Source organism: Vibrio sp. 10N.222.52.C3, assembly GCF_041474195.1.
Lineage (GTDB): Bacteria > Pseudomonadota > Gammaproteobacteria > Enterobacterales > Vibrionaceae > Vibrio > Vibrio crassostreae_C.
The window spans coordinates 82,635-96,350 of the sequence record NZ_JBFRTQ010000022.1 but is presented as its reverse complement, the minus strand read 5'-3'; the positions used below and the strand labels follow the sequence as shown (position 1 = coordinate 96,350).

The 13,716-nt window shown below is 46.3% G+C and carries 10 protein-coding genes; 3 read left to right on the top strand and 7 right to left on the bottom strand.

The window, feature by feature from the left end; genetic code table 11:
• Window positions 1–58 precede the first annotated feature (58 nt).
• The 7 genes from panC to sfsA all read right to left on the bottom strand — a co-directional run bounded on the left by panC (window position 59) and on the right by sfsA (window position 6,197).
• On the bottom strand, window positions 59–949 hold the full coding sequence (gene panC, locus AB4517_RS03500) for a pantoate--beta-alanine ligase (protein WP_048658188.1): 891 nt from the start codon (window positions 947–949) through the stop codon (window positions 59–61).
• A gap of 8 nt (window positions 950–957) precedes the next feature.
• A complete protein-coding gene (gene panB / locus AB4517_RS03495) occupies window positions 958–1,752 on the bottom strand; it encodes a 3-methyl-2-oxobutanoate hydroxymethyltransferase (RefSeq protein WP_372147899.1) in 795 nt (264 codons plus the stop codon).
• Window positions 1,753–1,774: 22 nt separating this feature from the next.
• Window positions 1,775–2,260, bottom strand: coding sequence for a 2-amino-4-hydroxy-6-hydroxymethyldihydropteridine diphosphokinase (gene folK, locus AB4517_RS03490; RefSeq protein WP_004735459.1), 486 nt, complete (start codon window positions 2,258–2,260; stop codon window positions 1,775–1,777).
• On the bottom strand, window positions 2,257–3,612 hold the full coding sequence (pcnB, locus tag AB4517_RS03485; RefSeq protein WP_017059432.1) for a polynucleotide adenylyltransferase PcnB: 1,356 nt from the start codon (window positions 3,610–3,612) through the stop codon (window positions 2,257–2,259). The genes folK and pcnB overlap by 4 nt, the downstream gene beginning before the upstream one ends.
• A gap of 183 nt (window positions 3,613–3,795) precedes the next feature.
• Entirely contained in the window at window positions 3,796–4,671 is an 876-nt protein-coding gene (gluQRS, locus tag AB4517_RS03480; protein WP_017068882.1) for a tRNA glutamyl-Q(34) synthetase GluQRS, read from the bottom strand.
• 218 nt (window positions 4,672–4,889) lie between these two features.
• On the bottom strand, window positions 4,890–5,336 hold the full coding sequence (gene dksA, locus AB4517_RS03475) for an RNA polymerase-binding protein DksA (protein ID WP_004738189.1): 447 nt from the start codon (window positions 5,334–5,336) through the stop codon (window positions 4,890–4,892).
• Window positions 5,337–5,471: 135 nt separating this feature from the next.
• Window positions 5,472–6,197, bottom strand: coding sequence for a DNA/RNA nuclease SfsA (gene sfsA, locus AB4517_RS03470; RefSeq protein ID WP_048612328.1), 726 nt, complete (start codon window positions 6,195–6,197; stop codon window positions 5,472–5,474).
• A gap of 34 nt (window positions 6,198–6,231) precedes the next feature.
• Between sfsA and hrpB the strand changes: the two genes are divergently transcribed.
• Genes hrpB through AB4517_RS03455 form a run of 3 tightly spaced genes read left to right on the top strand, consistent with a single transcriptional unit; the run spans window position 6,232 to window position 13,498 of the window.
• Window positions 6,232–8,730: an ATP-dependent helicase HrpB gene (gene hrpB, locus AB4517_RS03465; RefSeq protein WP_372147898.1), complete on the top strand. Its 2,499-nt coding sequence runs from the start codon at window positions 6,232–6,234 to the stop codon at window positions 8,728–8,730.
• On the top strand, window positions 8,727–11,126 hold the full coding sequence (mrcB, locus tag AB4517_RS03460; protein ID WP_372117121.1) for a penicillin-binding protein 1B: 2,400 nt from the start codon (window positions 8,727–8,729) through the stop codon (window positions 11,124–11,126). Before hrpB ends, mrcB begins: the two co-directional genes overlap by 4 nt.
• A 38-nt stretch (window positions 11,127–11,164) precedes the next feature.
• Complete coding sequence (locus AB4517_RS03455) at window positions 11,165–13,498, top strand: patatin-like phospholipase family protein (protein WP_372147897.1); 2,334 nt, start codon at window positions 11,165–11,167, stop codon at window positions 13,496–13,498.
• Window positions 13,499–13,716: the final 218 nt, after the last annotated feature.

Below are 13,716 nucleotides of genomic sequence, written 5' to 3'. Positions count from 1 at the left end.
GCCTCCTCCTACTCGATTTTCGTTTGTGCTTTTGCTTTGTGTTTAGAGAAGAAAGCGATTACTCAGCGGTTTCTTCTTTCACTTCTTCTTTGGTTTCCGTTACCAAGTCGAGAACTTGGTTGTCGATAAGACGAGTCTTACCTAGGAAAGCTGACATAAGAATCACAGCTTGAGTGGATTCTGGAGTGATCGCTTGTAGCGTTTTCGCATCACAAATGAATATCTCATCAGGTTGAAGGTCTGCAGCGCGTAGCTGGTCGGTTGCATCTTCAATTACTGATGCGTAGTCATCGCGACCACCACGAATAGCACTGCTGATCCAGCGCATAGTACGCGCTAGAACTGGTGCTCGTTGGCGTTCGTCAATCGTTAGATTGCTATTGCGAGAGCTCATTGCCAAGCCATCCATTTCACGAACGGTCGCTACGCCCACAACTTTAATGTCTAACGCTAAGTCAGTGGTCATCTGGCGAATAACAGCAAGCTGCTGGAAGTCTTTTTTGCCGAAGCATGCAAAGTCTGGCTGAACAATGTTAAACAGCTTGGTGACAATCGTCGCTACGCCACGGAAATGACCTGGACGAGATGCACCTTCAAGCATGTGAGATATGCCAGGGACCTCAACAAACGTTTGTTTGTCTAATCCATCTGGATACATCACCTCTGGCGTTGGTGTAAATACCAGCTCAACGCCTTCGCCAGTTAGTTTGCTTAAATCTGCTTCTAACGTGCGAGGGTAGTTGTTTAGGTCGTCGGCGCGGTCAAACTGCATTGGGTTTACAAAGATGCTTACCACAACGATGTCTGCCAGTTCTCGAGCTTTCTTTACTAGAGTTAGGTGGCCTTCATGCAGGTTTCCCATTGTCGGTACAAAAGCAACCGTACGTCCATCACGCTTAAACTGTTTAATCTGCTCACGAAGAGCCGCTATTTCAGCAAAAGTTTGCATACTTACTCCTAAGCGATTGTATGAGCTTCATCAGGGAAGCGCGCGCTCTCTACTTCTTCTTTGTATAGAGCTACTGCCTTACGCATATCACCGGTTTCTGCTAGGAAATTCTTAGAGAACTTCGGCATGTAGTTCGCAGAAATACCGAACATGTCATGCATAACCAATATCTGACCATCGGTAACATTGCCGGCGCCGATACCGATAACCGGTACGTCACAAGCTTCTGTAATTCGTTTTGCCAATGAAGCTGGCACACATTCAAGTAGAACGATTTGAGCGCCTGCGTTTTGCAGGGCTAGCGCGTCAGCAACCATTTTGTCGGCTTGCTCGCCATCACGACCTTGAATTTTGTAACCACCAAAAATGTTCACAGACTGAGGTGTTAAGCCCAAGTGTGCACATACTGGTACTGCACGTTCTGTTAGCATCTTTACAGTATCAACCAACCAGCTTCCGCCTTCGATTTTTACCATATTCGCGCCAGCACGCATCAAGGTAGCTGCGCTTTCACAAGCTTGCTCTGGAGTCGCGTAGCTCATGAAAGGCATGTCAGCCATAAGAAGGCAATTAGGGCTACCAGCACGCACTGAGCGAGTATGGTAAGCAATATCTTCAACGGTGACTGGTAATGTATCGTTATGGCCTTGTAGAACCATACCCAGTGAATCACCGACAAGCAGTACAGGCATCTCTTGGCTTTCGAATAATTGAGCAAAGCTCGCATCATAAGCTGTCGACGTCGCGAATTTACGGCCTTCACGTTTGCATTTGATCAGGTCGTTAATGGTTATTTTTTTCATTGGTTTTCCTTAATGCGCTTGGCTATTGTTGCCAAACATTGAGCCCGTTCTTATCTACTATTTTCAGTAGTTCTGTCAGCTCAGTCCCATCAGGGAGTTGTAAACTTGGTGCGATTTCAGCAAGCGGGTAGAGTACAAACTCTCGTTCTTTCATTCCATAATGAGGAACGATTAAGCGCTCTGAATCGATCACCTCATTGCCGTATAGCACAATGTCGAGATCCAAGGTTCTTGGTCCCCAACGTTCGTCTTTACGGACGCGCCCTTGCTCTAGTTCGATCTTTTGAGTGCAATCAAGCAGTTCAATTGGCGTTAATTCGGTTTGAATAGCGACTACCGCGTTGATGTAGTCTGGTTGATTTTGCGGTCCCATTGGAGTGCTACTATATAGCTGAGAGGTCGCAATAAACGTTGATCGCGGTAGGCTTTTTAGCGTTTCGATAGCCAAATTTGCTTGGCTAACTGGGTCGGCAAGGTTGCTGCCGACCGCAATGTAAGCAGTTATCATTCGGATTGCTTACTCTTTTTGTTTCGGTAAGTCTTACGGCGACGATGGCCTGACTTTGATGGTGCTGCAACGTCGTTAGCCATTGCTTGACGCATGTTGCGACCCGCAGTCTGATAACGCTCCCACCATTTTGCTAACTCTTTGGTTTCGCCACCTTCAATCTCACCACGCATTTCTAGGAAATCGTAGCCTGCACGGAATTTGTTTAATTCCATTAGACGAACAGCGCGTTTACCGTTGCGACGAGGCAGTCGAAGTTGCAGTTGCCAAACTTCGCGAATGGTTGCTGTGTGACGACGAGGAATAGCAATAGACTTTACTTGCTGATCTAGAATGATGTTACTCGCTTCCATGATCGCATCGTAGTGTGCCATCCCCTGTTCAGCGACAAGTTTGTCTGCCAGCTTGTTCATTGGGTACCAAAGCATCGCTGCGAACATGAATGCTGGGTTTACTCGCTTACCATCTTCGATGCGAAGGTCGGTTGAATCGAGAACCAAATCAAGCATCTGCTCTGTGTGTGAGTCGTAATCTTCGGTGAAGTGCTCCGCTACCGCTGGGAACATCTGTTGGAATAGATTGTACTCGCGCATCAAGTGGTAGGTTTCTAAACCGTGACCTGATTGCAGTAATTTCAGAGACTCTTCGTAAAGGCGCGCTGCTGGGATATCTCTTAGAAGGTGAGCTAACTCTTCAATCGGGTCAGCCGTGTCTTCTTCGATGTCGAAATCCAGTTTAGCGGCGAAGCGCATTGCACGTAGCATACGTACTGGGTCTTCGCGGTAACGCGTTTCTGGATCGCCAATCAGGCGGATCAGTTTATCTTCTAAATCTTCTACACCACCCGCGTAATCGTGGATGCTGTAGTCTGCAATGTTGTAGTACATCGCGTTGATTGTGAAATCACGACGCTCTGCATCTTCATCAACACTGCCGTACACGTTATCGCGAAGTAGCATGCCTTCTTTCGATTGTGCAGAAACGTTCTTCGATGGTTCTTGGTGGTGACCACGGAAAGTTGCCACTTCAATGATGTCGCGACCAAACATGATATGTGCCAAGCGGAAACGGCGACCGATAAGACGACAGTTTCTGAAGAGGTGTTTGATTTGCTCTGGCGTTGCGTTGGTCGCAATATCAAAATCTTTTGGCTGAGAGCCTAATAAGATATCGCGCACACCACCACCGACTAGAAATGCGTCAAAACCCGCACCATTCAGGCGATATAGCACTTTTAGTGCGTTGTCGCTGATCTGCTTGCGTGAAATATTGTGCTCTTGACGAGTATAAATATTCAGAGCTAATTCGTGGAATCCGCGTTGTTCGCTTGGGGTATTGTCGTTTGTATTCATTAGTTTAGAACAAAGTAGGTATCGCCAACTTTGTTTTTCTCTTAGTCCAAAGTGGTAGTGCAGAGTTTAATTGCGGCTAATAATAGCTTAGCGCGAGCCATTTGAGAACATCGTCTGCTTAACCACAGTGGTTGGTTATGGCATTTTTATGTGTCGTTTTTGCTATTTGCCGTGAGTTTCGAGCTAATTACAGTGCTCTTTTTGTAAACTATCAGGTAACTGACTGACGTTCCATTGCTGGCAGCCCCACAATAAAATCTCATCCATTGAAGCCTCACAAAGAGCCGTCGGGATATCAAAACCTAAGAATCGCATCGCGTTGAGTAACGTTGGTTTTGGGTTGTCGAGATCTATCGCGGTGGCATGGTTCTGTTTTGACAGTTTATTCCCCAAGCCATCGGTTGCCAATGGTAAGTGCAAGTAGCTCACTGTTTTTTGCTTGAGCGTCTTATACAAACTGATTTGTCGACCGGTGGGTTCTATCAGATCTGCGCCTCTTACGACTTCTGTTACTCCTTGTTCGATGTCATCAAGGACAACGGCCAAGTTATAGGCAAACAATCCATCTCTGCGTTTAATAATAAAATCTTCTACAGCTAGTGCTTTAGGGATTTGAATGGTGCCGTGGCGAACATCATCAAAGGACTCTACTGGAAAGTCCATGCACAAGCGCACCGCCTGTTCACCTGAATCGATTAGGCCCACATCTCGACAGTGACCATTGTAAAAGCCGCCCAAAGCCTTTATCTGCTTGCGGGTGCATTGGCAGTAGTAGGCTTGATTGTCAGCAACCCATTGATCGATTTGAGCTTGATACAAGTCATGACGTTGGCTTTGATAGACGACTTCACCATCCCAAAATAGATGGTAAGCCTCAAGCGTCTTAAGAATGAGGTCTGCAGCGCCGGCCATTTCTCTTGGTGGGTCGAGGTCTTCCATACGAACTAACCATTTTCCTTGGTTAGATTTCGCTTGAAAGTAGCTACCAAGAGCAGCAACAAGTGAGCCAAAATGAAGAGGACCTGACGGTGATGGTGCAAAGCGCCCGATATAATTCATGAGTGAACAACCTAATCTAAATGGTACCGCAGTAGCCGATTCTTAAGACGTTTGACAAGAGCTTTAATGCCTAGAACTAAGCTTCAATCTATAGAACAAGGTTTGATGTATAGAACTAAGGCTTAAAGCTGCTATTTACTATCAAGCGTGTGAAATACTTCGCTTGGATAACAAACAAAAAAGGGAGCCAAGGCTCCCTTTCTTTACATCTGCAAGAATTAACCTTGCATCTGTTTTTCTTTGATCTCTGCAAGTGTTTTACAGTCAATACAAAGATCAGCAGTTGGACGAGCTTCAAGGCGACGAATGCCAATCTCGATACCGCAAGAATCACAGAAGCCGAAATCGTCTTCTTCGATCTTGTCTAATGTCTTCTCAATTTTTTTGATAAGACGACGCTCACGGTCACGGTTACGTAACTCTAAGCTGAATTCTTCTTCTTGAGAAGCACGGTCAACTGGGTCTGGGAAATTCGCTGCTTCGTCCTGCATGTGGTGCACAGTACGATCAACTTCTTCCCTGAGCTGGTTGCGCCAAGCTGCTAAAATTTTTGTAAAATGTTCCGTTTGCTCAGGTGACATGTACTCTTCACCTGGCTTCTCTTGGTACGGTTCAACACCTGCGATGGCTAGGATGCCTAGCGCTTTTTTCTTAGATTCTGGCATACAGCATCTCCTATTTACACCTAGTCAACTGCAAAGCAGCTAATTTTAAGGCGGGTATCTATAGCAGAAAGAACGAATGGTGGCAAATACTCTTATTCAAACTTGCAATCAATGTGATTAGTTCAGCATCTTTGCTTAGCTATTGATAAATTCAACAGCTTGTTTTAGTTGTATTTGAGTACTGCTGAGCTCTGCTTTATAGCAAAGCACTTCAACTCCAGCGTCTTGTGCTTGTTTTAGTAATAACGAATATTTGGCGTCTATATGGTGTGCCGCAGACACTTTTTCAATACCTGAATGTAAAACAGTGAATAAAAGTACGGCTCTATTTCCAGATTCGACCATTTCTGTGAGTTCACGCAGATGTTTTTGGCCTCTGGTTGTGACCGCATCAGGGAAAAAACCTTGCCCTTTAGTTGACGTTTCTAGCTCGTCGAGCAAAGTGACGCTTTTCACTTCGATATAGCAAGGCGGCTTTTCGTTATCTTCAAGCAGAATATCAATGCGACTATTCTCGCTGCCATATTTCACTTCGGTTCGTAACGCGTTATAACCTAAGAGTTCAACTATAGTCCCATTTTCAATTGCTTCCACCGCTAGCTGGTTTGCCCGCGCAGTATTTACACAAATACGATGACCTTTGTCTGTTTCTGAGATCTCCCAGCTGTTTGGGTACTTTCTTTTTGCATTATCGGAGGTTGAGTACCACACCGTATTGCCAGGAGTCGCACATCCTGTCATTGCTCCAGTGTTAGCGCAGTGAATAGTGCGTTCGCTGCCGTCAGGAAGTTGGATGTCAGTGAGAAAGCGTTTATAGCGTTTAATAAGAGTCGCTGGCTCTAATGGCGGATTGAAGTGCATATTACTTATTTAGACAGGTAGGTTTTTATGTACAATGTTGCCAACATTACACCACAAGGTTCTCCCATTGCCACAACTGCCCATAGAAGCTGTGATGCCAGATCTGCTCGCTGGCGTAGAAACACACACTCAACTTATTCTAAAGGCCGCTCCCGGTGCGGGTAAGTCAACATTCTTCCCTTTACAGTTAGTTAAGACCAACGCCGTTCAAGGCAAAATCATCATGCTTGAACCGAGGCGTTTAGCGGCAAGGAATATTGCCACTTACTTAGCGAGCCAATTGGGAGAAAAGGTGGGAGAGAGCATTGGCTTTAGAGTTCGTGGTGAATCTAAAAGCAGCAGTGCGACTCGCTTAGAGATTGTTACTGAAGGGATCATGACAAGAATGATCCAAACCGACCCTGAATTAACTGGGGTTGATATGGTGATCTTTGATGAATTTCACGAGCGCAGTATTCACGCCGATACCGCATTGGCGTTTAGCTTAGAGATCCAAGAGGCGTTGCGTGACGATCTGAAAGTGGTAGTGATGTCGGCAACTTTAGATCAACAAGCTCTGCAAACTTTGCTGCCGAATGCCAAATACGTTGAATCACAAGGTCGCACCTTTCCGGTCGATTTCCGTTATCAGCCTCTTAACGCAAATGAATATCTAGCCCCTAAAATGGCTAACGTGATTCGCTCTCTGATGGAGAAAGAGTCAGGCTCACTTCTGGCCTTTTTGCCGGGCGTTTCTGCGATTAAGCAGGTGGAATCTCAACTAGAACAATTCGCCAATGATATCGATGTGTGTCCTCTGTATGGGCAACTCAGCTTTTCTCAACAGCAGAAAGCGATAGCACCATCTGAGAAAGGGCGTCGCAAAGTGGTGTTGGCCACCAATATTGCTGAAACTTCTTTGACTATCGAAGGTATTCGATTAGTGGTGGATTCTGGCCTTGAACGAGTCGCCAAGTTTGATTTGAAAACAGGTATCACCAAGCTTGAGCAAGTGAAAATCTCGCAGTCTTCCGCTGAGCAGCGTGCAGGCCGCGCCGGGCGAATTGAAGAAGGCTTGTGTGTTCGCTTGTACAGCGAAACGCAGTTAATGCAGCAACCCGCTGTACCTGAGCCTGAAATTCTACATTCGGATCTCTCTTCGCTGGTGTCTGAATTGACGCATTGGGGCGCTGCGAGTGCTGATGAACTGCAATGGTTAGACGTTCCACCCAAAGCTTCTATCGGGCAAGCCAAGCAACTCTTACAGACTCTTGAATTGTTAGACGATAATGGTCAATTTACGGCATTAGGAAAACAGGTCCAACGTTTAGGTCTAGAGCCTCGTATTGCCAGCATGTTGGTTAAAGCGCAGCAAGGTAGTCCTGCTCTGTTGAATGTCGCGATTGTTGCTGCTGCTTTGCTGGAAGAGCCGGAGCGCAATGTGACGGATATTCAACACTCTTTGCATCGACTTAAGCAAAGAAAACATTCCAAAAATAGCGTTGTGATGCAGCGAGCGAAAAGTCTCGCGAGCAAACTCAATCATCACTTAGATTTGTCACAAGCTGACGAATCATTGCTACCATTAGTGCTTTGTTTTGCCTTCCCTGACCGGATTGCACAAGTGAGAAGCGCGACCAGCAGTGCTTTCCTTTTGGCGAATGGCCACGGTGCTGAGGTTCGTGATGATGATCCACTGGCGAACAGTAACTATATCGTAGTGATTGATTTGATGCGCAGCACAGGGCGAGCCAGTCAGATTTTCTTAGCCACCGCGGTTGATATCGCACAGTTAGAAGCTGAATTTCCAAAACTGTTTGTGCGTTCCGATTACGCCGATTGGGATGAGAAACGTGGCCGTTTAGTTGCTGAGCAGCGTGTATCTCTGGGCAAGTTGATTATCAGCACCAAAGCTTTACCTGATCCCGATGCGAATCAGGCGAGCCAAGCGCTGCTCAATTATGTCGCTCGATGCGGGCTGGATCGCTTAAATTGGACAGCTTCGGCTAAGCAGTTGGTTGAGCGTGTGCGCTGTGCAGCACTTTGGATGCCTGAGCATGATTGGCCAGCGATGGACGATGCGAGTTTGATTGAACACCTTGATGAGTGGCTATCTCCCTATCTGAATGGCATTAAGTCGGCAAAAGGGCTGGCTAGTGTTTCGATTGAGCAAGCATTGTCGGCTTATCTTGGCTGGCCTTTGAATCAAGAAATCGACCAATGGCTGCCAACACACTATCTGATGCCAACAGGCAGCAAGAAGGCCATTCGTTATCAATATCAATCTGAACCAGTGATCTCAGTGCGAATGCAGGAAGTCTTTGGCGAACAAGACTCGCCATTGATCGCGCAAGGGCGTAAAAAAGTAGTGCTTGAGCTCCTTTCTCCAGCACAGCGACCACTGCAAATTACTCAAGATTTAGCCGGCTTTTGGGCTGGTGCGTACAAAGAAGTACAAAAAGAGATGAAAGGCCGTTACCCAAAACATCCTTGGCCGGATGACCCTGCTAACCATGTAGCAACCACTAAAACCAAACGACAGTTGAATCGATGATGACCAAAATGTTAACGCCAAAAAAGGCACCACCTAAAAAAGCGCCAGCAAAGAAGTCACCAGCGACCAAAGCCAAGCCAAGAAAACCAAGAGCGGCTGCGAAAAAGACCAAACCTAAGGCTAAGAAATCTGGCAAAAGAGGTTGGTTGAAGATCCTATGGGGCATTTCTTGGAAAGCGGGCTTAGCGCTTGCGGCATTGCTGTTGTTCGTCGGTATTTATCTTGATTCTGTGGTCAAACAGCGCTTTGAAGGTCAGCTGTTTGATTTGCCAACCGTGGTTTATGCGCGAGTGCTAGACCTGTCTCCGGGAACTCCGGTGAGTTTGGTTCAGGTTAAGAATGAGCTCGATGTACTTAATTACCGTAAGGTGAACGCGCCTCGTCACCCAGGCGAATACTCTTCTTCTTCGACCAAGATTGAAATGATTCGTCGTCCGTTCGAGTTTGTTGATGGACCGGAAGCGGATCGTCATGTGATGCTGCACTTCAATGGTAACGAATTAACTCGCATTCAGTCGCTGGAGAAGAAAGGCGACATGGGCTACCTGCGTGTTGAACCGAAAATGCTTGGCATGCTTGAGAAAAGTAACGATGAGCAGCGCCTGTTCTTAAAACGCAATCAGTTCCCAGAAGTGATGGTTGATGCCTTACTGGCAACCGAAGACCGAAACTTCTATCAACACGATGGTGTGTCGCCACTGGCCATCGCTCGTGCAATGGTCGTTAACGTCAAAGCTGGGCGAACGGTACAAGGTGGTAGTACGCTGACACAACAGTTGGCAAAAAACCTGTTCCTGTCCAGTGAACGTACATTGTGGCGTAAGGTTCGTGAAGCCTACATTGCACTTATCTTAGACCATCGTTACAGCAAAGACCGTATCCTAGAGGCTTACTTAAATGAGGTTTATCTTGGACAGAATGGTGGGCAAGCGATTCATGGCTTCGGTTTAGCGTCTCGTTTGTATTTTGGTCAACCTATTCAAGAGCTGCGCATCGATCAGCTAGCACTGCTGGTGGGTATGGTGAAAGGACCGTCGTATTACAATCCGGTTCGCTATCCTGAGCGTGCTAAGACTCGACGCGATCTGGTTCTTCGCTTATTGATGCAACAAGACATCTTAACTCCGCGACAATACGAAGAGGCGGCGAATCGTGATTTGGATATTCAAGACAACCCACGCATTGCTAGCCGTCAGCCCGCTTATTTCCAACAAGTAAACATTGAGCTTAAGAAGTATGTCGGCGATCGATTTGAGGCGAAAAAAGGGATTCGAGTCTTTACCTCTCTGGATCCGGTATCTCAAGACAAGTTAGAGAAGTCGATTGCTCGTAAGGTGCCTGATTTATCGAAAACCGCAGGTAATAAGCTGGAAGCAGCAGCTATTGCCGTGGATAGAAATACCGGTGAAATCCGGGCGATGGTCGGTGGTAAGCGTACTGGCTACGATGGCTTTAACCGTGCCTTGAACGCGAGTCGCCCAATTGGTTCTTTGGTCAAGCCTGCAATTTACTTAACCGCACTAGAGCAGCCTCAGAAGTACACGTTGGCGACAACATTGAAAGACACGCCACTGAGCTTGAAAGGCAGTAAAGGTAGCGTGTGGAGCCCGAGAAACTTCGATCGTAAGTTCCGTGGCGATGTGCCTTTGTATGTGGCGCTTTCTAAGTCTTACAACGTACCTACTGTTCGTTTAGGCATGCAATTAGGCATTGATAGTGTCTCGGATACGATTGGAAAACTGGGGGTCGATAAAAATGAGATTCGCCCAGTGCCGTCGATGTTTTTGGGTTCGTTCTCACTGACTCCGTTCCAAGTTGCGCAGATGTATCAAACCATTACCAATTCTGGGCGTATAGCACCTTTGTCTGCGCTTCGCTCAGTTGTTGATAACGATGGCGAGGTTCTGTATCAGTCGATCCCTCGTGTATCACAAAGCGTTGACCAGCAAGCCGCTTGGCTTACAACCTATGCAATGAAACGTGGCGTGTCGGAAGGCACGGGCCGTTTCCTACAAGGTCAGTTTGCATGGGCAGGGTTAGCTGGTAAAACTGGCACTAGTAATGACAGCCGAGACAGTTGGTTCGTGGGCGTAGATGGCCGTGAAGTGACGACCATCTGGCTAGGACGTGATGATAATAAGCCGACTAAGCTTACTGGTTCGAGTGGTGCGTTACGTGTTTATGCCGATTATCTCAAACAGAGAACACCCGAGCAGTTATTACTGCCTTGGCCGACAGGAATTGTCACCGCTAACTTTACTCGAACTTCTGAAGGGGCTTTAGAGTTTGATTGTGATGGTGCAGTTAAACTGCCACTTTGGGATGAGGGTGGAAACATTAAAAAGGGCTGTGAAAGTCAACCAAAACAGTGGCTAAAGAAGCTTTTTCAGTGGTAAAGTCGTAACAAGAAAGAATGACAAGGACAGTTAACATAATGATTTCTCGTTGGTTAGTGAGTGGCTTAGGTGTTGTCGGTACTGTGATCAGTTTTCAGCTGTTTGCATCCACCGCGACACAGATTGATCAATCTCAGCAGGCTGAACAAGCTCATAAAAGGCCAACCGTTGCTGTCGTTCTTGCTGGTGGTGGGGCAAAAGGTGCAGCTCACATTGGTGTGCTTAAAGCTCTAGAAGAGATGCAAATCCCGGTTGATTACATTACCGGTACCAGTATGGGCTCATACGTTGGTGGTCTTTATGCGACAGGGATGAGCGCAGACGAGATCGAGAGCTTTATTTATACGGTTGATTGGAATCGCGGTTATCGTGATCGCGTTAACCGTAGTGATCGCCGCGTACGTGACAAAGAACATGAAGACCGCTACCAACTGAACACCGATCTCGGCTTAGGTTGGGGCGAAATCAAAGCAAGGAAAGGGGTGGTGCAAGGCCAGAATATGTTGCGTATTCTGCGTGAGACCACGGGTAATCTATCCTCATTCGATTCTTTCGACCATCTTGCTATCCCATACCGTTCAGTCGCAACTGACATTATCGAACTTGAAGAGGTGGTCATCGATCATGGCCACCTTGTTGATGCCATGATGGCGAGTATGTCAGTTCCCGGCGCGCTTCCCCCTTATGACCTCGATGGTCGAATGCTGGTTGATGGTGGTGTCACCAATAACATGCCCGTCGACGTAGCCAGAGCGATGGGTGCAGACATCGTCATTGCGGTGGATATCAGTACCAACTACAAAGGCAAAGATGATTTCACGAATTTTCTAGCCGCAGCTGACCAACTCTCTAATTATCTTGTTCAACGCAGCACCCAAGAGCAAGCTGAAACTTTAACAGACGATGATGTCTTCCTGCGCCCAGATGTTGGGGAAATGGAGACGACAGAATTTGATAAAATGCCATCGGCTTTCCTCGCGGGCTATGAAGCTGCTAAGCAGCATACTGATGAACTTTCTAAGCTATCGCTCTCAAATGCCGATTATCAGCATTATATCGAGGACAAACAAAAAGCGCGCAGACAGCTAAAACACGGCGATAAGACCGTCGTTGACCGAGTTGTTATCAATAACAATACCCACTATTCCGATAAGCTGATCGAAAACCGTTTAAACCTTGATTCAGGTGAGATTCTGAAGACCAGTGAAATTGAATCTAAAGTACAAGACCTCTATGCGCTAGATAGATTCGAGTTGGTGACTTATGAATTTGACACGGTAGATGGCGAGGAGCAACTGCTGGTCGATGTGAACGAAAAATCTTGGGGGCCAAACTACCTCAACTTTCGATTCTTTCTTGAAGATGATTTCTCTACTACAAGCCAATACTCGCTCGGTGTCTCAGCCAACTTTACTGATATTAATAAGCATGGTGCAGAGCTAAGAACCAATATCGAGATGGGAACGGACAAGCGAATTGAAGCGGAACTTTACTCGCCATTCTTTTCGAGTCAAAAGCTGTTTACTTCGGCATCGGTTGTTTACAGCAAAGAGAACAGAAACCTACCCGCAGATATTGATGATATTGAAGAACCGACACTGGACGTAACGAAAGATTATCTCCCTATGACGTATAGTGAATATGTCGGTGAATTGGCATTAGGCTATCAACCAACCTTGTGGCAGGAGCTGACATTTGGTGTTCGTTATACAGATGGGGATGTTGAGGTTTCTTCGTTACCTTCATTGGGCAGTGGTGGCTACAAGCGTATTGGTGGCTTCATGGGTTACCGACTGGATACTTTGGATAATTTCAGCTTACCGACCAAGGGTTACTTTGTCGATTTAGAGTACCTCGTTTCTCATGATGATTTTGATAATGACAGCTCTCTTGGTGAATCGGATTTAACGTCTGAGAGTGATACGGTTTATGAGTTTTCGGCCAATTTCATGGCAGCAAAGAGTATTGAGAAGCATACTTTAGTCGCAAAGCTGGATTACGGTATTGTAGAGAGCAAAAATTCGATTTTCCCTATTGATCCCAAAGAGCTTGGTGGCTTCTTAAACCTGTCAGGTATTCCAAGGAATAGTATGATTGGTCAGAACTTGGCTTACACCAGCCTTATTTATCGTTATAAGTGGTTTGAAAATGACTTCGGCCTTTTTAAATCACCATTCTACGTGGGCGCATCCATTGAGCATGGTGGTGTTTGGTCGAACAATGATTTGAGTATTGATGAAGCGCCAATGTACACCGCGGGTTCTGTTTTCGCGGGTGTTGATTCTCCAATCGGGCCGATCATTTTAGCTTATGGCCGAACCGAAGATAATTTCGATTCGGTGTATCTGATTGTAGGTACGTCCTACAAATAATCATGCGCAGAGTCGCCATTTAAGTGCGTAATTAGGCAAAAATAGTGGGACTTTCGTCTTAACTTGCTATGTTGGTCAAAATGATAAGATTTTAATTTAACGTTAAATTTGCTATTCTACCGCCCACAGTTTGGCCTCTATGACGCCGCTCATCAATACAAATTGAATGACAAAAATGGCAATGGAGAGCCAAGTTTCCAAGGATGTTCACTTCTTTA